The organism is Mycolicibacterium gadium (assembly GCF_010728925.1).
GTDB lineage: Bacteria > Actinomycetota > Actinomycetes > Mycobacteriales > Mycobacteriaceae > Mycobacterium > Mycobacterium gadium.
Map to the genome: position 1 here is coordinate 4004794 of NZ_AP022608.1, position 21471 is coordinate 4026264.

A 21471-nucleotide genomic window follows, 5' to 3' on the forward strand; every position below is an offset into this window, starting at 1 on the left:
GAGAACAGTGGTGAAGCGTGGGTTCGTGGTCGCCGTAGGCAGCATGGCCATCCTCGTCGCCGGTCTATCCGGGTGTTCATCGGAAGACAAGAAGTCCGAGACGTCCGGCGAGACCTCGTCTGCCGCTTCCGCGGAGGGTAAGTCCACCGTCACGATCGATGGAAATGACCAGGCCGTCCAGGGCACGGTCGTTTGCACCAGCATGGGCGGCAACATGAACATCGCCATCGGCGACGCCGCCACCGGAATTGCCGCGGTCGTCAGCGAGGGCGATGAGCCCACGGTGCAGTCGGTCGGTCTGGGCAACGTCAACGGCGTGACCCTGGGCTACCAGAGTGGATCGGGCCAGGGTGAGGCCAAGGCCGAGAAGGACGGGAACACCTACAAGATTTCCGGCACCGCCACCGGTGTCGACATGGCCAACCCGTTGCAGCCGGTGAACAAGCCATTCGAGATCGAGGTCAGCTGCCCGTAGTCGAGGCATACCAAGAGCGTTCAGCGGCGGCGTCCCGAAAGGGGCGCCGCCGTTGTCATGCCGGGACGACTAGGCCGGAACGGTATAGCCCGCCGCGGACTGGCGCAGCTGCCAGATCTGCGCGGGGCAGAGCTCGTTGACCGCCTGGTTGATCAGGTAAGCGCCCTGGTAGTAGTCGGTCGTGCGGAAGTCGGCCTTCACCTGGTCGACGAGCTGCGCGTAGCTCATCTTTCCCGCGACCCGATCGCAGATCGTGTTTCCGTAGCCGATGGCGGCGTCGGCGTTGGGGAAGTTGTAGCCGGGCCGCACATGCACGTTGACGAGGTACGCGACGGTGTCTGCGCCAGCCGGCGGCGCGAGCGCGACGGTGGCTGCCGCGGTTGCCAGTGACGCAGCCATAGTGGCGATGACCAGCTTCATAGACGGAAACCCTACGCGTGGCGCGCAGGAAAACCTACGCTGAGACCCATGAAGATCGTGGCTGCAGTTGCACTGGCGTGCGGGTTCGCGGCGGCTCCCATGGTGATCGCACCGACCACATCGGCCTCCCCCGGATACTGCGATGGCGCGGACTGCGTGCCGTACCTCACCCGTAGCGCGGTCGCCGGCGAGCATTGCAACCAGAACACCCGCTACAACTGGGGCCTCGACGCCTCGGGCAACACGTTGGCCTGCAGTTCGCGCCGCGTCTGGATCGAGGCGCCGCCATTGGTGGGAGTCCGCACATTGCGGCTGCCCTGCGGCGACCAGACGGGCGTCGCGCAGTCACCCGACGGGGTGCCGCTGAGCTGTATGGGCGGCGCCTGGAGCGCCGACTACAGCTGGACCTTCTACAAGTAAAGGTCACTTCCCGATAACGCACCGGTTGCATGCGTGAGATCTGAGCCCTTTCGGGGTACAACGACTCGCGTGGCAATCGATGCGTGTTCGCGACCGGTTGGTTCGCTCCGCATCGAAGTGCCGGCAGTCGCGGAGCAACTGGCCGAGATCCGTCGTCGGCTGGCCGACTGGCTCGAGCCGATCGGGATCTCCGCCGCCGGCATCGCGGACATCGTGCTCGTGGTGAACGAGGCCTGTACGAACTGCATCGAACACGCGTACCGCGACGTCGACCCCGGGGCGATCCTCGTCGATGCGAGTCACGAGTACGGCCAGATCGTCATCGACGTCATCGATCACGGAGCCTGGAAGAATCCCCCCACCCAGCCGAGCACCCGCGGGCACGGGCTGCCGATCATGCGCGCGATGAGCGCAGGCATGGACGTCAAATCATCGTCAGACGGCACGACGGTACGTCTGAGTTTCGATCCCGCCGCGTAGAACTAGCTAGAACTGCGGCAGCCGGACCACCTGAACGAAGAACTCGTCGATCTGGCGCACCGCGTTCATGAACTGATCGAGGTCGACCGGCTTGGTGACATAGGCATTGGCGTGCAGCTTGTAGCTGCGCAGGATGTCCTCCTCGGCCGAGGACGTCGTCAATACCACCACCGGGATGTGGCTGAGGTCGGGATCGCTCTTGATCTGCTCGAGCAGTTGGCGGCCGTCGTACTTGGGCAGGTTCAGGTCGAGCAGCACCAGGTCGGGTCGCGGTGCGTCTTTGTAGGCACCACGCCGATACAAGAAGTCCAGCCCTTCCTCGCCGTCGTGCGCGACGTGAAGATTGTTTTTGATCTTGTTGTGCTCGAAGGCTTCCCGAGTGATCAGCTCGTCTCCGGGATCGTCCTCGATGAGCAGGACATCGATAGCGCGCTCGGCCGGTGTCATGAGGGTGATCCTTCCAGATCGGCTGCCACCTGGTTGTCAACGGTGACGGGAATGGTGAAGCGGAATCGGGTTCCTCCGGCGAAGGAGTTGTCGATCCAGATGGTGCCGCCGTGATGCTCGATGATCTTCTTGCACAGCGCCAGGCCGATACCGGTGCCGGTGTAGACGTCGCGTCCGTGTAGGCGCTGGAAGATCACGAAGACCTTGTCGGAGAACTCTTCGGGGATGCCGATGCCGTTGTCGGTCACGGTCAGCATCCACGGGGCGTCGGGGTCGTCGGCGCTGCGCTCACAATTGACGACGATGCGTGGCGCGACGCCGTCGCGCCGGAACTTCACCGCGTTGCCGATCAGGTTCTGCCACACCATCGTCAGCAGCGTAGGATCGCCGACGATCCGGGGCAGTGGCTGCCCCTCGCGGATGACCTGGGCCCCGGACTCGGCGATCGCGGTGTCGAGGTTGGCGATCGCGTCATCGAGCGTGGCACCGAGGTCGACGTCGTCGCTCGTCGCGTTGAGCCGGCCCACCCGGGAGAACGTGAGCAAGTCGTTGATCAGGATCTGCATCCGCTTGGCGCCGTCGACGGCGAACGCGATGTATTCCGTGCCGCGTTCGTCGAGCTTGTCGCCGTAGCGCTTCTCGATGAGCTGGCAGAACGAAGCCACCTTGCGCAGCGGTTCCTGGAGGTCGTGCGAGGCGACATAGGCGAACTGCTCGAGTTCGGCGTTGGACCGCTGCAGCTCGACCGCCTGGTCGGCCAGCATGGTTCGTGCCTCGGTGGCATCTTCGAGCTCGTCGACGATCCGCTGGCGCATGTCCTCGACGTCGGCGGCGATGGCGCGAATGTCCCTGGGGCCTTCGGGCACGATCCGACTGCTGAAGTCGCCCTGGGTGATCCTTCGGCAGGCAGCGGCCAAAGCTTCAAGAGGCCGGGTGACCGCCGTCCGGATCACCAGCGCGGACAGGATGGCGGCGACGACGGTCGCCCCGACGACCGAGATCAGCACGGCGTTGCGCCAGCTTTTCACATTCGCAAGCTCGGCATCGGTGGCGTCACGCTCTTGCTGCAGGTGTTGCAGCTGGGTGTCGAAGAGCTGGCGCAGGGTGTCGAACGAGGTCTTGCCGAGCGCGACCGTCGGGCCGTCGACCACCGACGGCACACCGGGTTTGACTTCGGCGATGAGCGGTTCGGCATAGGTGGTACGCCATGCCGCAGCTGCCGTCTCGATGGCATCCAGGTCGTCGAGCACCTTCTTGCGATCCCCGGCTTCAGCCCGGATCTGTTCCGCCGCAGCCGACTCAGCCTTCTGCCCGGCAACGTAGGGCTCGAGGAACTGGGGGTTGGCGGAGATCGCATACCCGCGCAACGAGGTCTCCTGGTCACGTAGTGCGGCCTGCAGCTTGTAGGCGCCGAGCCGCATCGGTCCGATGTCTCCGGTGATCTCCTGCGACACGGCGTCCGTCCGATTCACCAGCATCGCACCCGCGACGGCGCCGGCGAGTACGACCGCGCCCATGACGGCCAGCACCAGGTTCTGCCAGCCCTGGACCGTGGGCTGCCACTTCATCCGGTCGCCGTCCGCTCGACGCGCACGACGGCGATGTCGTCGCTGATACCGCCGACGGACTGCGCGCGACGCTCGACATCGTCGATCAACGCTTCGACGAATCGGGCGCCGGGCAGATGCGCATACGACCGCGCCACGTCCAGCAGACCCGATTCCATAAGGCGTTCGGAACCCCGTCCGGATCGGCCCTCGATCAAGCCGTCAGTGAGGAGTACGAGGCCATGTCCCGGCGGCAGTTCCATGATGTTCAGCGGCCACTCGTATCCGTTGAGGCCCAGCGCAGGGCCCACCGAAGGCTCCAGCCACTCCACCGAATCGGGGCCGTGCAACAACATCGCGGGGTGGCCGGCGGACACCGCGTTGAAGCTCAGATCGTCAGGGGAGAGGGCCACCGAGAGAACCGTTGCGAAAATACTGGTGCCGGGGCGCTCGGCGCTCAGGATCCGCTCCAGCTGACGCATTCGCTCGTTGCCGCGTAGGCCCGCGAATGTCAGTGCGCGCCAGCCGATACGCAGCGCAACCCCGAGCGCGGCCTCGTTCGGACCGTGCCCGGCCACATCGCCGACCATGACGTGCACGGTGCGGTCGGGGGTTTGGACAAAGTCGTAGAAGTCACCACCTAGAAGCGCGAACTGCCTACTCGGCCGGTATCGCGCGACGATGTCCACACCCGGATCGTCGAGCAACAGCGGCGACGGCAACAGCCCGCGTTCGAGGCGCGCGTTCTCCGTCGCGCGCAGCTCGCTGGCGTGCAATTCGTGCGCGGTCAGCTCGGCGCGCTTACGTTCGACCGCGTAGAGCAGCGCGCGGTGTAGCGTTTCAGGCTCAACCCGACCCTTGACCAGGTAGTCCTGAGCTCCCGCGGCAACAGCGGAGACGCCGAAGTGTTGGTCGTTCAGGCCGGTGAGCACGACGATGGGCATCGTGGCGTCTTGTTTGGCGACCTGATCCAGCGCCTTGATTCCGTTCGCATCGGGGAGGTTGAGGTCCAGCAGTACGCAGTCCGGGCGGGATGCGGCCAGTTGCCGCTCGGCGTCCTCGATCGAGGGCGCCCACACCACCTGGATATCGGCGCCCGCATCGGCGATGAGCTCCTCGACCAGGATGGCGTCACCCCGATCGTCCTCGACGAGCAGCACCGAGAACGGCCGCTCATCGGCGGCCTGATCAGCGGACGTGCCCATCACAGGGTTATATATCGAACTCACTGGCAACCACGTTTCCCCACGTGCGTCACCGTGGCCGCTGTGACCGCTTCTTTAGTGACATCGGAAAGGATAGACGCTACCCAGTCCGGGGTCCCCGCCTGAACCCCGTTTCGCTGCGAATCAACGGCAGCGTGGCAGAGGTGGCGAATCCGGGCGGCGCCTGGCAGACGGCGGTGACCGCGTTGAGGACCTGCATGCCGGTGGCGACGCTGGCCGACCGTACATGCTCTTCGATGGTGGCGTTGCGGGTGAAGCTCGCCAGCGACATGAAGTGGGTGCGCATCGACGGGTCGCCCTCGATGGTCAGCGTCCAGCCGTGCTGTGGTTTGGGCCAGTGCGAGGGATACTCGCCACCCACTGTCCACAGCGTTTCGATCTCGATGAGCGTTTCGCCGTCGCGGTGACCGGACCAATTCCAGCGCTGGCCGGCCGTCGTCCCCGCGGCCAGCAGGTGGTCGAAGATCTGATGATCCTCGGCAGCGGGAATGGCCTCCACGGTGGCCGAGACATCGTCGACGTCGGCGTTCAGCGCGTCGGCCAGAAACCAGACCTGCTCGGTGAAGATCGAGCTGTTGAAGGCCAGGAAGTCGGTCGCGGTCGGGCTTATCGACTCGACCGGCTGCCCAAATGCCATGTTGTCGAACGTGATTCCGGTGCTTTCGTACACCGACCAGTCGGCGCGCTCCTGCAGGGTGATCCTGTCGATCGTTCGGCTCATACCCGAAAGCGCCAGCGGCAGGACACCGGAGAGGTTGCCCGGGTTGATGCCGCTGCCGTGCATGGATGTGCCGCCCTTCTCGCAGGCAGCCCGGACGCGGTCGCGATCGGTAGCGTCGATCCGCGCAGGATGAAACAGAAATGCCGTGGTCGCAACGTTTTTCCCGGTTTCCAGGAGTCGGCACACGTCGTCGAGGTGCGCGGTGCGCGGCGTATAGAGCACGCAGTCGGCATCCAGCCTGAGAATCTGTTCGACGTCGGTCGTCGCGGTCACGCCGATCGGTTCACGGCCGACGAGAGTGCCGATGTCCACGCCGTTCTTCTCACCGGAGTAGACCAACGCCCCGACGAGGCAAAGATCGTCTCGGTGGTCGAGGATCGCGGTGATCATCTCGCTGCCCACCGTGCCGGTTCCCCATTGAATTACCCGATGCACGGTCGGACCGTAGCAGCCTAGGGTCGGCGGAGGGTGACGATCGTGACATCGTCGTCGGTTTCGGCCGTCGCCATTGCCGTTGCGATATCGGTTGCCGTCGAATCATCTGTGCGGCTGACTATTTCGGCGAGCCGTGCGATACCGTCATCGATCGGCTCGTTGCGCCGTTCGACGAGCCCGTCGGAGAACATCACCAATCCCTGCCCGGCTTCGATGCTGAACGCGCTGGGTTCGTACGTCATGCCGACCGCGCCGATCGGCGGCGAAAGCAACACTGGCGCCGGATCGGCAACGCCGTCGCGCTGCGTCAGGAACGGAATCAGGTGGCCGGCGCACGCGGCTTCGACATCCCCGGAATCCAGGTCGACTCGCGCGACGATCACGGTGACGAACGCGCGGGGCACCATGTGCACGCAAAACTCGTTGAGCAGGTTGAGCGCCTCGGCGGGTGCGGCACCGGTGAACAGATACGCGCGCAAGGTGTTTCGTACCTGCGCCATGGTCCCCGCCGCGGCCATTCCGTGACCTGCGACATCCCCGATCAGCACGAGCAAGCGGCCGTCGCGGAGTTCGAAGGCGTCGTACCAGTCCCCGCCGACGCGCCCTCCGACGGCGGGTTCGTAGTGCGCCGACAGCTGCCAGCCTTCGACCGTCGGGATCGACGTGGGCAACAGGCTGCGCTGCAGGGTTTCTGCGACGCGCAGTGCGCCCCGGGTCCGACGGTAGAGCGCTTCGACGAGGTGTCTTCGCAGCGACTCGGCCGAGTCCACCTCGGTGGACTGCCACGGTTCGCAGCATCCGTTCACGGTTTCGCGCCAGCGGTCGAACGACTTGCGCGGGCTGAGACGAATGTCGTCACCTTCGCCCACTGCGATCGCTTTGTTGTGGGGATCGCCGCCCCAATCCACCGATCGCACGACCTCACCGCGGAACCAGATGGCGTACTGCCCGTCGGGCAGGTTGATGGCCAGCGCGCCCGAGGTGACGTCGGAATCGACATCGAGATCCGGCAGCTCTCGGGAAAAGGAATCGCTGCTCGCGACGTTGTCGCCCGCGTCGAGTGCCCAGGCCGCCACGGCGGCCACGGCTTGCGGCGACGGCACCGATCCCAGCATCCGATACTCGCCTCCGATGTTGACGACGGCGCCGTCGGCAGGCACGAGATCGAGCAGGTTCGGCGCTCCGAGCAGCACCTCGGACAGCGATTCCCCGTCGTCCAGGGTGGCAGCCGTGAGCTTTCCCAGGACGGCCTGCGCGGCCAGACGCCGGTGCAACTGCTCGTCTTCGAATTGGTCGACTAGTCGCAGCGAGAGGGTGGCGCCGAGAAATTCAGCAGCGGCCCGAGTGCCGAACGGCGGTAGATGCGGACCGGCGTAGTGGTGGCAGGCGATCAGCCCCCACAACCGCCCGTGCCTCAGCAGTGAGATCGACATCGACGCCCGCACACCCATGTTCTGCAGGTACTCGATGTGGATCGGCGAGACGCTACGCAGCGTCGCATGCGTCAGGTCGGTGGGAACGCCGCGTTCCGGATCGACCGTCGGCACCAACGGTGCCGGGGTGTAGCCAACGTCGTCGATGAGCCGCAGCCAGTTCTTCTCGTAGAGTGCGCGCGCCTGTGCGGGAATGTCGGTGGATGGGTAGTGCAGTCCGAGGAAGGAGTTCAGGTCGTCGAGTTTGGCTTCGGCGACGACCTCGCCGTTGTAGTCCTCGTCGTAGCGGTACACCATGACGCGGTCGAAGCCGGTGAGCTCGCGGACCGCGCGCGCGGTGGCGTCATAGAGCTCGGACAGGGTGGCGGCCCGGTTGAGCTCGTCGACCGAGCCGCGGACTGCCTGATAGGTGTTGGGGAACGCGAAAGGCCGTTCGCCGTAAGCGGTCTCGACTTCTACCAGCAGCACACCACCGGGCTCACGGCGCAAGATCACGTCGAACGCGAGTTGGTCACCGGCGACGTCGGCCACACACTCGATCGGGTTACGTTGCTGCAGATCGCCCGGGGCCGACACCGCCTGTTCGACCCGGGCGGCCTGGTCGGTACCGATCAGCGATGAGAGGTGCCGACCCAGGACGTCGTCCACGTCGCGACCGAGCAATTCCGCGACGTTGGCACTGACCTGGCATACCTCGAGGTCGGATTCGCGCACGATGGCCAGGACGCCGCGCGGCTGCACGCTGCCGGGGATGTGGATCGGTTCCCGCGCGCAATTGTCGAGATCGACGGGCGTGCCGACCGGCACGAAGGCATCAGGCGCAGCGCCGTTCGAATCAGCGACAGACAACGCGCGGGCTCCCAAATGGTCGAATCGGACAGGCCCGCTGCTGGACCACCCAAGTATGCACTGCCCGCTTCTCGCGGCCGGAAAGTGTGGTGGTCCTCGCCCCCCGTGCGGCAGATCTGAGCTGCAAACGGAAAAGCCACAAAACTGTCACACGTCCTCGACCAGCACCCGGCTGTCACTTGGGGCCGAACCCATTTCGCCGAGGTAATGCGCGCGAAATGCGACCCGTCCGGACAAGCCATGACCTGTGTCGACACCAAAATCGCCGCCCTGCAGTGTCGTGGCAAACACGACTTCTTCGGCGGGCGAATCCTCAGGACGGACGCTGACAAGCAGCGGGCCGTCGGACGCGCCCGCCACCGAACCGAACGCGAAGCTGCCACCCGGCTCGACGCCGAAGCGGGTGAACCGCGTGCGCTGCGCGACCGGCACGGTGATCGACGCGCCACCCAATACCGAACCTGAGCAGCGGTTCTCCAGCACGGCTGACAAGTCCAGCTGGTTCGGCGTGCGGAAGGCCTCCTCGATGCCGCCGAGCGACTCGACGTACTCCTCGACGGATTCATCGCCGACCATGAACTCGGTGAAGACTTTGACGTCGCGTCGGTTTCCGTGCCGGACATCGAGCCATCGGTGATCGACGAATGTCCTTGCGAACGGGCTGGTTTGGCGCGCCTTCACGTGCTGGCGCGTGCCGCGGGCATCACCCCACAGCGCAACCTGGGTGAACTCCCTGCTCGCCGGACTGGCCCAGATGGAAATGAACCTTGAATAGTTGCTCTGAGCGACGTTGTTGGTCGGGTTGATCTCGACCTTGGAACTGTCGTCTGGATGAACGTAGGGCACGACCTCGGCCTTGATGCAGTAATGCTTGGTGCCGAACAACAAAGGCGCTGCTTCCGGGGTCCATTGCGTGTCGCCGACGAACTCCACGGTCGCCCCGGCAGCAACATCCTGTTGGTTGGCGGTGAGGAACGTGAACTCCGGGTTGGAGCTCAGGGTGAAGTCCGCCTCCCAAAACTCCACTCTGACTCGCTTGGCTGCAAAGTTGCCTTCGTTTCGGACCTTGGCGATCAGAGTGTTCGGGTGGCCGGCCCACGGCAGGTTGAACAGTTCGGGCGACGCCGTGTTGCGCTCGTTTCTCACCTCGATATCGGGACTCTGCCAATGCATTGCAGCCGAGAACGGCGTCAACGCAGGATCTGGCTTGCGGTCGCCGAACTGGACGCGGACTTGGGCGGTGTCGTCGGTCAAGCTGATGACTGACACCTTGAGATCGACGGGGAATTGTGGCTTGACGGTGGTGGACTCGTCGTAGTCCTCGCCGGCCTTGTATGTCCCGCGGTCGTTGTCCTCGTCGTTGCGCATCCTCAACAACTGCGGGCGCTTGGCCGGCGACTCCGTCCAGTCGGTGCCGACGATCTGCGGCGTGTGGTTGCGGTCTGCGATGGTCCCTGGGGACTTGCCGCGTAGCTCCAGAAAGTAGCTGGTGGTATCCGACAGTTCGATCTCAATCGCGGTGAACTCTCGGGGGCGGGGACGCTGAGAGGCCAGGCACAGGTTGACGGTCTCGTCGGTGATGGCTCCGCCGGGGCGCGCCGCCACCTTCTTGACCATCCTCGATTCAAGCCAACCCAGCTTGCGACGTTCCGGCACAGTCAGATTCGGGAACTTCTGCTCAATGGCCATCAGCGTCCATTCGGTCACATCGCGTGGTCGAAAGTCCGCGTCGGTGTCGTTGCCGGTGTACTGATCGAAGAGCCCGATGTTGTGGCACAGTTCATGCGCTGCGGTGTACCTGATGCGGCCACCCTGGTCGGCTCCGGCGCTGGGCCAGTCGTCGGGCATCACGATGGTCTCGATCAGCCGGTCTGGAGTGGTCGGATCACCGTCGACGTCGTAGCGGGAGTCGAGTGCCGCGCCGCCGGTCGCCCACGGCCAGATGGCCCGCCGCTTCTCCGGGTCCGGCCCGTCGAAGGCCCGGACCACGAAGATGATCGACTCCACCGTGTTGAGGTCGACCAGTGGTCCTTCGCCTTGCTCGGCGAGTTCCCTGTTGCGCCTTAATATTTCAGCCACTCCCGCGTCCGAGAACGGCAGGACCCCTCTCCACAGTTTCCTGTCGTGGTCCCAGACAGGGCCCACCTGATCCCAACTCATCGTCAACCGCAGCGGCCCGACGACGCCCGCATTCTCGATGCGGAACTTCTGCCACGAGACTTCCTCGAGGTACGCCGCTGCGCTCTCGACTCGTCCGTCGACCGTCACCCCGTCGAACACCTGGTCGCGGTATCTCCTGAGAACCGCGTCGGCCTCCATCTGCAGCCAGGGGTCGACGTCGGTGGTCTCGAGCAAGACGATGGCCACCTTGCGCGTGCCCAGCACGTCGAACACCGGTGGTGCGTCTTCGGTGGTGCCGATGATCCGCACGGGCGGGCCGTCGACGTGGGTCCAGCCATAGTCCACCCGGAAGTTCGCCGACGCCACCTCGCCACCGGACCGCTTGTCAATCGCCCGCATGGTGAACTCGCCGGCAAGGCTCCCGGTATACAGCACGACGTGCGGTTCGGCGGAATCGAACGTTCCGTCTCGGGAGTGGGATACGCCGCATCCGACGTCGGGTGGCTCGACCGAGAACAGCAGATCGTCGAATGCGGTCCCCCCAGCGGACATGGATGCGGGCATCCGCACCGGTATCCGTGCCCACGAGCGAAGGTAGATCGGGTCGCTAGGAGTTTCGAGCTGAACATGTTCCAACGCAGCCGTCACGGCCGCAGCGTATCCGGGGTTGGGTTGCACCGCAGTTCATTCGCGGTCTCCCAGCGCTCCCGGCGAGCGCGTCATACGAGTAGTGGTTTTCCGGCGGCGCACGTACCGCCGGGCGAGGATTGCCGTCGCGGCTTTGGTTGCTCCACTGCGAGCTAACATCGTTCTGCATGGGGAGGAACATCGGGGTAGCTCTGTCAGCCATTGCTGCGCTGGGAGCAGCGCTCGCCTTCGCCGCACCGGCCTCCGCTGACACGGAGGGGGCTACATCCGGGCGTTGGATTCGGCCGGGTTGATCGACCACGACGGTGACCCGTGCAACATGGTCGACGGGTTATGTCACGGCCAGTTCCCCGACAGTGCCGCAGCCGTGCAGACGGGGCGGTGGGTGTGTGACCAGGTTCAGTTTCAGGGAAGGTCGCGAACCTCGCTGGTGGATTGGCTGTCCCATGGCGAGGGGTTGATGCCGTCGTCGTACAGCGCGCCGATCATCGTTGACGCCGCTACCGCGCATCTGTGCCCCTGAGGCGATTGCTCAACGCCTCAGGCGAGACACGTACGGCCAGCTCTGCCTCTCGTATGTGTTCGCGTTCGACACGAGCTGCGACAACAGCCGGGAATCTTATGGCGGTGGCGGAGGGATTTGAACCCTCGGACGGGGGTTACCCGTCACACGCTTTCGAGGCGTGCTCCTTAGGCCGCTCGGACACGCCACCGTGTGGCAGCTTACCGGGGCCTGCCGCGTCACTGAAATCGCGAGCTTTCGAGACCGAATCGACGCGTGGCGGCGACGCGTGGTCGGCGCCCAACCGGGTATGCACGCGCTAGAAAGGTGGAGATGAAGACCGTTGCATTCGCAGCCGTGGCGATTTCCGGGGCAATCGCGTCGCTCGTGCACGCGCCGAGCGCGATCGCGCCCTGAGTCCGACTACTGCCAAAGCCTCGCCCGTGCGGGCTACCCGGGCGATTGCGCGACCTTGACCAGCCTCGCGAAGAATGTCTGCGCACAATACGATCGCGGCCTTGATCTGGACACCATCGTGGAGCGCCTGGACGCCACGACCAAGAACGAAGGTTTGTCGAACTACATCATGGCCGGCGCTCCGCTGTACTTCTGCCCGAAGTACGCCAGCAATAGCTGAGTCACCGCTGACGGGCGAAGAAGGCCTCCAGCGGCGCCGCACACTCGACGGCCAGCACGCCGCCGCGAACGTCGGGCCGGTGCGTCAGCCGACGATCGCGCACCACGTCCCACAGCGAACCGACCGCCCCCGTCTTCGGCTCCCACGCCCCGAACACCAGCCGCGCCACCCGCGCCATCACCAGCGCCCCCGCGCACATCGTGCACGGCTCGACGGTCACCGCCAGCGTCGTCCCCTCCAGCCGCCAGCCGTCGCCCACCACCGCCGCGGCAGCGCGTAGCGCCAGGATTTCCGCGTGCGCGGTGGGATCACCGGTTTCCTCGCGCGCATTGGCCGCCCGGGCAAGCTCCGTACCGTCGGCCGCGAAAACGACCGCACCGATCGGGACATCGCGGGGTCCGGCCGCAGTCGCCGCCTCCAGAGCCGCCCGGACGAGGTCCTCGTCAATCACCGGCTTCTGCCCGATGGCCGGCTCACCGGCTCCTGCCCGATGACCGGTTCACCGGCCCAAGCGCTCGAGCACCGCCGAGAGTTCGTCCGCGAAGCCCATCTCCCGCGCGATCCGCCCCAGTTGCTCGTCGGCGTATAGGTCGGACTCGTCGAGAATCACACCCAGAACGGCCTCGGGCAGACCAACGTCGGCGAGCAGCCCCAAATCGCCCTCCTCGAACGGCTCCTCGGGGTCAAGATCGTCCTCGCTGATGTCGTTGTCCAATTTCTCGAGGACCTCTGCGGCGATGTCGTAGTCCAGCGCGGCCGTCGCATCCGACAGCAGCAACCGCGTCCCCGCCGGCGCCGGCCGCACGATCACGAAGAATTCATCGTCGACGTCGATCAGCCCGAAAACAGCCCCTGCGCTGCGGATTTCGCGGAGCTCGGTTTCCGCCGCCGACAAGCTGTTCAACGCCGCCGAACGCATTGCGGCGCAGCGCCACTTACCGTCCTCGCGGACCACAGCCACACCGAAGCCGTCCGGTTTATCGGCGGCCTGCTTCGGCGACGCGGCGCGCTGTGCTCCCATGGGGCCATACGCTAGTCCCCGACCAGGGACTTGACCAGGAACCGGCAGCCGGGCCGACGCCTGCGGCCACCGGAGGATGCCTAGGCTGACGGGGTGACTAAAACGCCGGTTTGCGTGGTTGGTCTCGGCCTGATCGGCGGATCCGTGATGCGTGCCGCCGCGGCCGCCGGGCGCGAGGTTTTCGGCTACAACCGCTCGATCGAGGCCGTCTCGGCCGCTACCGCCGACGGCTTCGACGCCACCGAGAACCTTGACGAGGCACTGACCCGCGCCGCCGACCGCAACGCCCTCGTCGTGCTCGCCGTGCCGGTGCCGGCACTGTCGCAGATGCTGAGCCGCATCCGCGATCTGGCGCCGGGTTGCCCCCTCACCGACGTCACGAGCGTCAAGTCGTGCGTCCTCGATGAGGTCCGCAACGTCGGTCTGCTCGACCGTTTCGTCGGCGGACATCCGATGACGGGCACCGCGCAGTCCGGTTGGGCCGCGGGCGATGCCATGCTGTTCGCCGGTGCGCCCTGGGTCGTCGGCGTCGACGATCACGTCGACCCCACCATCTGGGCCATGGTGACGAACCTGGCCCTGGATTGCGGCGCTGTCGTCGTGCCTGCCCGGTCCGACGAGCACGACGCCGCCGCCGCGACGATCTCGCACCTGCCGCACCTGCTTGCCGAGGCGCTCGCGACGACGGCGGGCGAAGTGCCGCTGGCCTTCGCGCTGGCTGCAGGCTCCTTCCGCGACGGGACGCGGGTGGCGGCGACGGCGCCAGATCTCGTCCGGGCCATGTGCGAGGCCAATGCCGACCAGCTGCTGCCGGCCCTCGACCGGACTCTCGACCTGCTCAACCAGGCCCGCGGCGTGCTAGCCGCGAAGAAACCCCTGACCGAACTCGTCGAGGCGGGTCACGCGGCGCGCGTGCGCTACGACAGCTTCGGCCGGCCCGAGATCGTCACCGTCGTCATCGGCGAGGACCGCTGGCGCGAGGAACTCGCCGCCGAGGGGCGCGCCGGCGGGGTGATCAGATCCGCTCTGCCAGGCCCGGATAGTCGAGGATGAACCCGGTTGAGTCGACGGTGACCGTGGTCTCGGCGACCGGCGAGTGCAGCTTGATGCCGTCTTCTGCCGCGCTGCTGTAGCTGATGGTCGCGGCCTCGACCGACAATTCCGGCAGCCGCACGTACACGACCGGCAATGCGACCGACTCGCTGCGTTCGTACAGCCCCGTGCGCCGGATGGGCAGCGCGTTGAAGAACGGGCTGAAGATCAGGTCGACGTCCAGCGCACCGTCGTACGAGGACCGGTTCGTCTCACCGGTGTGATGCTGGACGAGCCACATGTTCTCCTCGTCCCGCGCGATGGACAGCTGCCGCTCTCGCTCGGCGAGGGTGACGGTCATTGAGAGCCGCTTCGTGGCGCCCATTTCATCGGTCACCAAGTCATAGGAGGCGGAGAACGCCGGGTGCGAGCCGGTGGCGGCGGCGACGATCCGGCCGTACGCCTTGATGCGGTTCCCGGCGAGCTGCACACGGACCGACTCCATCCGCGGAACGTCGTGCGCCCGCCAGGTCAGAATTGTCGGCCAAGCCCCTTGCTGCTCCGAGCGGACTGCATCACTCACTCATCTACCGTAATTGACGGCACTCACCCGTTCGAGACGAACCGGGGGTCACGTTTCGACGGCGGCCGCGCCTCCAGCGCCACCTCGTCGCCGAGCAACGGCTGCGGCATGCGGCGCAGGCGGCCCGAGCCGGGCACCGAGACCCATACCGAGAACGCCAGCAGGGCATCGAGAATCAGCGCGAGCGCCGTCACCAGCAACGCGCCCACCAGCGCCAGGTAGAACTCGCGCACCTTGATCCCGTCGATCAGATACCGTCCGAGGCCGCCCAGGCTGGCGTAGGCCGCCACCGTCGCGGTCGCGACGATCTGCAACGTCGCCGTCCGTAGACCGCCGAGGATGAGCGGCAACGCGTTCGGTGTTTCGACGCGCAGCAGGATTCGTTTCTCGGTCATGCCCATCGACCGCGCGGCGTCGACCACCTGGGGGTCGACGTTGGCAATGCCCGAGTAGGTTCCGGCGAGCAGGGGCGGGATTCCCAGCAGCATGAGCGCGACGGTCGGCGGAATCAGACCGAGGCCCCAGAGCAGAACTCCCAACAGGAGCACGCCGAGCGTGGGCAGCGCGCGCAGCGCATTGACCCCCGTGACGACGAGGAAGGTGCCGCGTCCGGTGTGCCCGATGAGCATGCCGAGCGGGACGGCGATGATCGCCGAGAAGAAGACCGCGACGAACGTGTACTGCAGATGCTCGAGGATGCGCGCGGTCAGCCCGGCCGGTCCGCCCCAGTTGGCCGCGGTGAAGATGAAGGCCAACGCCTCCTGCAGGAACGTCATCGGGCTCATCCGGTCACCGCCTTGACCCGGCTTGGGCGCCCAGCACGTGTCCAGGGCGTCAACGCCTTCCCGGCCAGCATGATCAGCGTGTCGACGACGACCGCCAACACGAAGATCGCGATGATGCCCGCGACGATCTGGTCGCTCTTGTTGGCCTGGTACCCCTCCGTGAACCAGGTGCCGAGGCCGCCGATGCCGATCACCGAACCGACCGACACCATCGAGATATTGGTGACGGCGACGACGCGCAGGCTGGCGATGAGCACTGGAACAGCCAGTGGCAGCTCAACTTTCAGCATCCGCACCAGCGGCTTGTAGCCGACGGCGGTGGCGGCGTCGAGCACCGCCGGTGACACCGCGTCCAACGCCTCCGGTACTGCACGCACCAACAGCGCGACGGTGTAGAGCGTCAGCGCGACGATGACGTTCGCCTCGTCGAGGATGCGCGTCGGGATGATCAGCGGGAGCACGACGAACAACGCCAGCGACGGGATGGTGAAGATGATGCTGGCGGTCAGCGTGGTGATCCGTCTCAACGCGGTGGTCCGTTGCACGAATGCGCCGAGCGGCACGGCGATGATCAATCCCAACAGAATCGGGACCAAGGACAACCGCAGGTGGATCAGCGTCAAGGCCCATAGGTCGTCGAGGTGGGTTAGGAGATAGCGCATCTAGCCCAACTCCGGAACGCGGCGCTGCTCGGAGAGCGCCTCGAGCACGTCGTCGGCGCGCACACCGCCGATCAGCTTGCCCTTCTCGTCGACCGCGACACCCAGCCCGCTCGGCGACGACAGTGCGGCGTCCAGCGCCTGTCGCAAAGTGTGGTCCGGCCGGAAGAACGAGCCGCCGCCGACGGTGCTGTCGTAGAGCTCTTTGCCGTTGCGGTGCAACTCGACACCCTCTGCGTTGATCCACGCGTAGGGCTTGCCGTCCTTGATCACCAGGGCCCACTCGCCCTGCCCCAGCGACGTGCTGTCGATGTCGGTTTCGGCGACGTGCGTGATCTCGTGCAGCGGCAGCCCTGTGGCGTGGAAGAACTGCAGCGCCCGGTATCCGCGATCGGCTCCGACGAATGCCGAGACATCTTCATTGGCGGGGTTGGACAACACGAACGCGGGGTCGGCGTACTGCAGCAGCACACCGCCCCGGCCGAACACCGCGACCTTGTCCCCGAGCTTGACCGCCTCGTCGATGTCGTGGGTGACGAACACGATCGTCTTGTGCAATTCGCTTTGCAGCCGCAGGATTTCGGTCTGTAGATCGTCGCGAACCACCGGGTCGACGGCGCTGAACGGCTCGTCCATCAACAGGATCGGTGGATCGGCGGCCAGCGCCCGCGCCACCCCGACGCGCTGCTGCTGACCACCCGACAGCTGCGCCGGATACCGGTTGGCGAGCCTGGGATCGAGTCCGACGCGCTCCATGACTTCCAACGCGGATTTCCGTGCACCGCGGCGGGATTCACCCCTCAGCACGGGAACCGTGGCGACGTTGTCGACCACCCGCAGATGCGGCATCAGGCCGGCGCTCTGGATGACGTAGCCGATGCCGAGCCGAAGGTGGACCGGATCGACCTTGGTGACGTCCTTGCCGTCAACGGTCAGCGTTCCCGACGTCGGGTCGATCATCCGGTTGATCATCCGCATCGAGGTCGTCTTGCCGCAGCCTGAGGGTCCGACGAATACCGTGAGCGTCCCCTCGGGCACATCGAGCGTCAGGTCGTCGACTGCGACGGTGCCATCGGGATATTTCTTGGTGACGTTGGTGAAGGTGATCATTTGGCCTGCTCGGGGAGCGGCTGGTCGAAGCCGTTGTCCTTGATCCACTTCTCGGCCGCCTCGTCGGGGTCGACGCCCTGGTTGCCCTCCACTGAGGTGTTGAGCTCGATCAGCGCTTCGGTGGTCAGTTTGGCGCTCACCGCGTCCAGCACGGTCTTGAGTTCGTTCGACATCTTCTGCGACGCGACCAGCGGAACGACGTTCGCCGCCAGGAACACGTTTTCCGGATCTTCGAGCACCACCAGGTTGTTCTGCTCGATCGACGGCGAGGTGCTGAAGATGTTGGCCGCGGTGATCGTGCCGCCGGTCAGGGCCTTCACCGTCGCCGGACCGCCGCCGTCGCTGATCGAGACGAAGTTAGCGGGCGCGATGTCCAAACCGTATTTGTCCTTCAAGCCCACCAGCCCGGTGACGCGGGTCTGAAACTCCGACGGTGCGCCGACTTTCACCTCCGGTGAGTGCTTCGCGAGGTCGGCGATGGTCTTGAGGTCCCACCTCTGCGCGGTCGCCTCGGTGACCGCGAGGGTGTCCTTGTCCTCGGCGGGTGACGGATAGAGGATCGACAGCTCGCCGGGTAACGCCTTGAGAAGAGCCAGCAGCACCGCATCGGGTGTCGTCGCCGTCGCCTCCGGATCGAAATATTGCAAGAGATTGCCGGTGTACTCGGGAATCAGATCGATGGAATGGTCCTGCACCGCAGGGATATAGGTTTCACGGCTGCCGATGCCGAATTGGCGGCGGATGGTGAAGCCGTTGGCTTCCAACGCCTGGGCGTAGATCTCCGCGATGATCTTGCTCTCGGTGAAGTCGGCCGATCCGACGGCGATCGATTTCAGGTCTCCGGATATCTCCCCGCCGCCCAACGGATTGGAGCTGCCACACGCCGTGAACGTGAATCCGAGTAGCGCAAGTAACGCCGCCAGAATTGCGAGATTCCACCTCCGTGGGCTCGACACCGACATTTCCCAGCCCTCTCGGCCTTGAGCCATCTTCGGACACTATCGACATGCGAGCGGCAACGCCGCTCTTTAGCTCAGCGTGGGTACCCATTCTGGTTTCATTCGACTCGGGAAAGGGCAAGATGGAAGCATGACCACCGATCCGTCCGTTCCGCCTGACCTGCCGCCGCCGACGGCGTCTGGAAAGGACACACCGCCGGATCCGGCCGGCACCCCCGGCCATGACGTGGTCAAAGCCGAATCAGCGGTGAAGTTCACCCGCGCCGCCGCGCTGTGGTCCGCGCTGATCACCGGGTTCGTGATTCTGATCGTGCTGCTGGTGTTCATCATGCAGAACACGGACTCCACGACCATCAACTTCTTCGCCTGGGAATGGAATCTGCCTGTGGGCGTGGCGATTCTGCTGGCCGCGGTGTGCGGCGGCCTGCTGACTGTCGCCGTCGGCACCGCCAGGATCGTTCAGTTGCGCCGCGCCGCCAAGAAAAACCTGAAGGTGCAGCCCTTCTAGCTCAGCGCGTCAGCGTCTCCAGACCCGCGCTGATCAGCGGGCCGACGGCCTCTGCTACCTGGTCGGTATCGTCGGCGACGCCGCCACCTTCCCGGCCGCGATACGCGATGCCTGCTGAGATGATCGCCAGCTTGAAGTACGCCAGCGCCATGTAGAACTCCCAGTGGTCCAGGTCGACCCCGGCCGCCACGGAGTAGCGCTGCGCGAGTTCGTCGGCCGACGGGATCAGCGGCGACGACCATGCCGCGTCGGCGTGCACCAGATTGAACATCGGGTGGCGGTACACGCACATCAGTGCGGCATCGCTGATCGGATCGCCGAGCGTCGACATCTCCCAGTCGAGCACGGCGAGCACTTTGGTGGCGTCATGCGCGTCGAGCATCGTGTTGTCGATGCGGTAGTCACCGTGCACGATCGCGCTGCGGCTCTGCGACGGAATCGCTTCTGCCAGAGCAGAATGCAAGCGCTTGACGTCGGCGTCGCACGGATCGTCTTCGGTCCGCACGAGATCCCACTGCCCGCCCCAGCGTCGCACCTGACGTTCGAGATAGCCGCCTGCCCTGCCGAAGTCGCCGAGGCCGACGGCCTCAGGGTCGACCGAATGTAGATCGGCAAGCACCTTGATCAGCGCATCGACACAACCGTTGATGGTGTTCTCGTCGCCGAGCGCCTCGAGTTGTTTGGTGTGCCGAACGACGCGGCCGTCCACGTACTCGACCATCTGGAACGGCGCACCCAGCACCGAGTCGTCGTTACGCATCGTGACGGCGCGGGCCACCGGGACCGGGGTGTCGGCCAACGCGGCCACCACCCGGTATTCGCGGGCCATGTCGTGCGCTGACGGCGTGAGTCCGTGCAGCGGCGGGCGCCGCAGCACCCACTTCGACGCGTCGTCGTACACCAGGAAGGTCAGGTTGGACCGTCCGCCCGAGATGAACTCGCCGCGCAGCAGGCCTTCGCGGGGGATGTTCTCCGAGCGCAGGTGACGGTCCAACGCGTCGAGGTCAAGGCCCTCCAGCGAGATGGTCACCGGACTTGTCTACCACTGCTGGTTTCGGGGCAGCAGGTCCCATACGTGCTCGGTCGAGTTGAGACCCGCCACGAAGAACGACTGCTGCTTCGACGACCACAGCAGCCGCGTGACGCCCGCGTAGTCGACCTGCACGCACAGCAGTCGCTCGGTCTCCATCACGGTGTGGGCCACTGCGTTGATGACGCCGCCGTGGGTGAAGACCGCAACCGTGTCCCCGTGATCGGCGGCCGCGACGATGTCGCCGACGCCGGCTCGCACCCGCTCGATGAACGCAGGCTGGTCCACCCCGCTGGGCAGGTTGCCGCTGGCCAGGCGCTTCATGTCGGCTTCGGAGATCTGCTCGACGGGGGTGTAGTGCGAAAGGTCGCGGTCGTATTCGGCGAGCCGGTCGTCGAGTTCGATGGTCAACCCCAGCGCGTCAGCGACGGGCTGTGCGGTCTGCCTGGCCCGGATCTGCGGGCTGCTGACGATGCGGCTGATCGGGAAGCGCCCGAGTGCATCAGGTAGCCGCTTGGCCTGCTCGATGCCCTCTTCGGACAGTTCAGGGTCGGAGCCTTGTCCCGGCTCGCTGCGGTGCGGCAACGCGTGCCGGATGAGTAGCAACTGCACCGTGTCACCATAAGTGCATGGGCTCCGACAGCAACTATGTAGCCGAACTATTCGACCTCACTGACCGGGTGGTATTGGTCACCGGCGGCAGCCGCGGGCTGGGCCGGGAGATGGCGTTCGCCGCCGCCCGGTGCGGCGCGGACGTGATCATCGCGAGCCGCAAGTTCGACGCGTGCGCAGCCACGGCGGAGGAGATCACCGCCGTCACGGGTCGCGCCGCAATGGCGTATCAAGTGCACGTCGGGCGCTGGGATGAGCTCGACGGCCTGGTCCATGCGGCATACGACCGCTTCGGCAAGGTCGACGTGCTCATCAACAACGCCGGTATGTCGCCGCTGTACGAGTCGCTGAGTTCGGTGACCGAGAAGCTGTTCGACTCGGTCGTCAACCTCAACCTGAAGGGCCCGTTCCGGCTGTCGGCGTTGGTCGGCGAACGGATGGTGGCCGCCGGCGGTGGTTCGATCATCAACGTGAGCTCGACGGGCTCACTGCGTCCCGGGCCGCACGAACTCCCCTACGCTGCGGCCAAGGCCGGACTCAACGCACTAACCGAGGGCCTGGCCCTCGCCTACGGCCCGACAGTGCGGGTCAACACGCTGATGCCTGGCCCGTTCCTCACCGATGTCAGCAAGGCGTGGGACATCGAGGCCACGACTGCCGGCGCGCAACGGTTCGCGCTCAAGCGTCTCGGTCAGCCCGCCGAGATCATCGGCGCTGCACTGTTTCTGGCGTCCGACGCGTCGAGCTACACGAGCGGCTCGATCGTCCGGGTCGACGGCGGAATCCCATGAGCCGTTTCAGTGCGCCGAAC

Annotated in this window: 24 protein-coding genes and 1 tRNA gene; 8 read left to right on the top strand and 17 right to left on the bottom strand. The window is 65.8% G+C overall.

Going from position 1 to position 21471, the window contains the following annotated elements; genetic code table 11:
* Positions 1-10: 10 nt before the first annotated feature.
* Entirely contained in the window at positions 11-475 is a 465-nt protein-coding gene (locus G6N36_RS19765) for a lipoprotein LpqH (protein WP_163688568.1), read from the top strand.
* A gap of 69 nt (positions 476-544) precedes the next feature.
* On the opposite strand, the gene G6N36_RS19770 is transcribed toward G6N36_RS19765, so the two are convergent.
* The gene (locus G6N36_RS19770) at positions 545-895 is read right to left on the bottom strand and encodes a DUF732 domain-containing protein (protein WP_163688569.1); all 351 of its coding nucleotides are present in this window, start codon (positions 893-895) and stop codon (positions 545-547) included.
* Between the two features lie 48 nt (positions 896-943).
* Between G6N36_RS19770 and G6N36_RS19775 the strand changes: the two genes are divergently transcribed.
* Both G6N36_RS19775 and G6N36_RS19780 read left to right on the top strand, forming a co-directional pair.
* Entirely contained in the window at positions 944-1315 is a 372-nt protein-coding gene (locus G6N36_RS19775) for a hypothetical protein (RefSeq protein ID WP_179964823.1), read from the top strand.
* Between the two features lie 69 nt (positions 1316-1384).
* Positions 1385-1795, top strand: coding sequence for an ATP-binding protein (locus tag G6N36_RS19780; RefSeq protein ID WP_235690115.1), 411 nt, complete (start codon positions 1385-1387; stop codon positions 1793-1795).
* A gap of 6 nt (positions 1796-1801) precedes the next feature.
* On the opposite strand, the gene G6N36_RS19785 is transcribed toward G6N36_RS19780, so the two are convergent.
* The 6 genes from G6N36_RS19785 to G6N36_RS19810 form a co-directional block, all read right to left on the bottom strand.
* Complete coding sequence (locus G6N36_RS19785) at positions 1802-2242, bottom strand: response regulator (protein ID WP_163688570.1); 441 nt, start codon at positions 2240-2242, stop codon at positions 1802-1804.
* Positions 2239-3810 (bottom strand): sensor histidine kinase, encoded by a 1572-nt coding sequence (locus tag G6N36_RS19790; RefSeq protein WP_163688571.1) that lies wholly within the window; start codon positions 3808-3810, stop codon positions 2239-2241. The genes G6N36_RS19785 and G6N36_RS19790 overlap by 4 nt, the downstream gene beginning before the upstream one ends.
* Positions 3807-4994 (bottom strand): PP2C family protein-serine/threonine phosphatase, encoded by a 1188-nt coding sequence (locus G6N36_RS19795; protein WP_170311131.1) that lies wholly within the window; start codon positions 4992-4994, stop codon positions 3807-3809. The genes G6N36_RS19790 and G6N36_RS19795 overlap by 4 nt, the downstream gene beginning before the upstream one ends.
* Before the next feature lie 100 nt (positions 4995-5094).
* A complete protein-coding gene (locus tag G6N36_RS19800) occupies positions 5095-6171 on the bottom strand; it encodes an NAD(P)H-dependent amine dehydrogenase family protein (protein ID WP_163688572.1) in 1077 nt (358 codons plus the stop codon).
* Between the two features lie 17 nt (positions 6172-6188).
* A complete protein-coding gene (locus G6N36_RS19805) occupies positions 6189-8453 on the bottom strand; it encodes a SpoIIE family protein phosphatase (RefSeq protein ID WP_163688573.1) in 2265 nt (754 codons plus the stop codon).
* Positions 8454-8600: 147 nt separating this feature from the next.
* Positions 8601-11222, bottom strand: a complete 2622-nt coding sequence (locus tag G6N36_RS19810) for a hypothetical protein (protein ID WP_163688574.1) — start codon at positions 11220-11222, stop codon at positions 8601-8603.
* A 274-nt stretch (positions 11223-11496) separates the two neighbouring features.
* Here G6N36_RS19810 and G6N36_RS19815 point away from each other — a divergent pair, with 274 nt between their 5' ends.
* Positions 11497-11745 carry a DUF732 domain-containing protein gene (locus G6N36_RS19815; RefSeq protein ID WP_163688575.1) on the top strand — a complete coding sequence of 83 codons (249 nt, stop codon included), beginning with the start codon at positions 11497-11499 and terminating at the stop codon, positions 11743-11745.
* A gap of 99 nt (positions 11746-11844) precedes the next feature.
* On the opposite strand, the gene G6N36_RS19820 is transcribed toward G6N36_RS19815, so the two are convergent.
* Positions 11845-11935, bottom strand: a tRNA-Ser gene (locus G6N36_RS19820).
* Between the two features lie 261 nt (positions 11936-12196).
* On the opposite strand from G6N36_RS19820, the gene G6N36_RS29925 reads away from it, so the two are divergent.
* Positions 12197-12361, top strand: a complete 165-nt coding sequence (locus G6N36_RS29925; protein ID WP_235690116.1) for a DUF732 domain-containing protein — start codon at positions 12197-12199, stop codon at positions 12359-12361.
* 1 nt (position 12362) lies between these two features.
* Here the strand turns inward: G6N36_RS29925 and G6N36_RS19830 are convergent, their stop codons facing one another.
* Together G6N36_RS19830 and G6N36_RS19835 are read right to left on the bottom strand one after the other, a co-directional pair.
* On the bottom strand, positions 12363-12812 hold the full coding sequence (locus tag G6N36_RS19830) for a nucleoside deaminase (RefSeq protein WP_163688576.1): 450 nt from the start codon (positions 12810-12812) through the stop codon (positions 12363-12365).
* 48 nt (positions 12813-12860) lie between these two features.
* Positions 12861-13382, bottom strand: coding sequence for a tRNA adenosine deaminase-associated protein (locus G6N36_RS19835; RefSeq protein WP_163688577.1), 522 nt, complete (start codon positions 13380-13382; stop codon positions 12861-12863).
* 93 nt (positions 13383-13475) lie between these two features.
* Here G6N36_RS19835 and G6N36_RS19840 point away from each other — a divergent pair, with 93 nt between their 5' ends.
* The gene (locus G6N36_RS19840) at positions 13476-14435 is read left to right on the top strand and encodes a prephenate dehydrogenase (RefSeq protein WP_163688578.1); all 960 of its coding nucleotides are present in this window, start codon (positions 13476-13478) and stop codon (positions 14433-14435) included.
* Here the strand turns inward: G6N36_RS19840 and G6N36_RS19845 are convergent.
* From G6N36_RS19845 to G6N36_RS19865, 5 genes are read right to left on the bottom strand one after another with little or no spacing between them, the layout of a single operon-like run.
* Complete coding sequence (locus G6N36_RS19845; protein ID WP_163688579.1) at positions 14398-14997, bottom strand: putative glycolipid-binding domain-containing protein; 600 nt, start codon at positions 14995-14997, stop codon at positions 14398-14400. The genes G6N36_RS19840 and G6N36_RS19845 overlap by 38 nt on opposite strands.
* 23 nt (positions 14998-15020) lie before the next feature.
* Positions 15021-15773 carry an ABC transporter permease gene (locus G6N36_RS19850; RefSeq protein WP_163690777.1) on the bottom strand — a complete coding sequence of 251 codons (753 nt, stop codon included), beginning with the start codon at positions 15771-15773 and terminating at the stop codon, positions 15021-15023.
* A 5-nt stretch (positions 15774-15778) separates the two neighbouring features.
* Entirely contained in the window at positions 15779-16444 is a 666-nt protein-coding gene (locus G6N36_RS19855; protein ID WP_163688580.1) for an ABC transporter permease, read from the bottom strand.
* On the bottom strand, positions 16445-17551 hold the full coding sequence (locus G6N36_RS19860; RefSeq protein WP_163688581.1) for an ABC transporter ATP-binding protein: 1107 nt from the start codon (positions 17549-17551) through the stop codon (positions 16445-16447).
* Entirely contained in the window at positions 17548-18540 is a 993-nt protein-coding gene (locus G6N36_RS19865) for an ABC transporter substrate-binding protein (RefSeq protein ID WP_235690117.1), read from the bottom strand. The genes G6N36_RS19860 and G6N36_RS19865 overlap by 4 nt, the downstream gene beginning before the upstream one ends.
* A gap of 100 nt (positions 18541-18640) precedes the next feature.
* On the opposite strand from G6N36_RS19865, the gene G6N36_RS19870 reads away from it, so the two are divergent.
* The gene (locus G6N36_RS19870; RefSeq protein ID WP_163688582.1) at positions 18641-19018 is read left to right on the top strand and encodes a LapA family protein; all 378 of its coding nucleotides are present in this window, start codon (positions 18641-18643) and stop codon (positions 19016-19018) included.
* A 1-nt stretch (position 19019) separates the two neighbouring features.
* On the opposite strand, the gene G6N36_RS19875 is transcribed toward G6N36_RS19870, so the two are convergent.
* Together G6N36_RS19875 and G6N36_RS19880 are read right to left on the bottom strand one after the other, a co-directional pair.
* Complete coding sequence (locus G6N36_RS19875) at positions 19020-20048, bottom strand: phosphotransferase family protein (RefSeq protein ID WP_163688583.1); 1029 nt, start codon at positions 20046-20048, stop codon at positions 19020-19022.
* Between the two features lie 9 nt (positions 20049-20057).
* Positions 20058-20660 (bottom strand): histidine phosphatase family protein, encoded by a 603-nt coding sequence (locus G6N36_RS19880; RefSeq protein ID WP_163688584.1) that lies wholly within the window; start codon positions 20658-20660, stop codon positions 20058-20060.
* 17 nt (positions 20661-20677) lie between these two features.
* Here G6N36_RS19880 and G6N36_RS19885 point away from each other — a divergent pair, with 17 nt between their 5' ends.
* Entirely contained in the window at positions 20678-21451 is a 774-nt protein-coding gene (locus tag G6N36_RS19885) for an SDR family NAD(P)-dependent oxidoreductase (RefSeq protein WP_163688585.1), read from the top strand.
* Positions 21452-21471 lie beyond the last annotated feature (20 nt).

Excerpts from the sequence above, each read along its gene's own strand:
- G6N36_RS19770 (WP_163688569.1), bottom strand. The coding sequence starts at position 895 with ATGAAGCTGGTCATCGCCACTATGGCTGCGTCACTGGCAACCGCGGCA.
- G6N36_RS19775 (WP_179964823.1), top strand. The coding sequence starts at position 944 with ATGAAGATCGTGGCTGCAGTTGCACTGGCGTGCGGGTTCGCGGCGGCT.
- G6N36_RS19785 (WP_163688570.1), bottom strand. The coding sequence starts at position 2,242 with ATGACACCGGCCGAGCGCGCTATCGATGTCCTGCTCATCGAGGACGAT.
- G6N36_RS19790 (WP_163688571.1), bottom strand. The coding sequence starts at position 3,810 with ATGAAGTGGCAGCCCACGGTCCAGGGCTGGCAGAACCTGGTGCTGGCC.
- G6N36_RS19795 (WP_170311131.1), bottom strand. The coding sequence starts at position 4,994 with ATGGGCACGTCCGCTGATCAGGCCGCCGATGAGCGGCCGTTCTCGGTG.
- G6N36_RS19835 (WP_163688577.1), bottom strand. The coding sequence starts at position 13,382 with ATGGGAGCACAGCGCGCCGCGTCGCCGAAGCAGGCCGCCGATAAACCG.
- G6N36_RS19850 (WP_163690777.1), bottom strand. The coding sequence starts at position 15,773 with ATGACGTTCCTGCAGGAGGCGTTGGCCTTCATCTTCACCGCGGCCAAC.
- G6N36_RS19855 (WP_163688580.1), bottom strand. The coding sequence starts at position 16,444 with ATGCGCTATCTCCTAACCCACCTCGACGACCTATGGGCCTTGACGCTG.
- G6N36_RS19860 (WP_163688581.1), bottom strand. The coding sequence starts at position 17,551 with ATGATCACCTTCACCAACGTCACCAAGAAATATCCCGATGGCACCGTC.
- G6N36_RS19865 (WP_235690117.1), bottom strand. The coding sequence starts at position 18,540 with ATGGCTCAAGGCCGAGAGGGCTGGGAAATGTCGGTGTCGAGCCCACGG.
- G6N36_RS19870 (WP_163688582.1), top strand. The coding sequence starts at position 18,641 with ATGACCACCGATCCGTCCGTTCCGCCTGACCTGCCGCCGCCGACGGCG.
- G6N36_RS19885 (WP_163688585.1), top strand. The coding sequence starts at position 20,678 with ATGGGCTCCGACAGCAACTATGTAGCCGAACTATTCGACCTCACTGAC.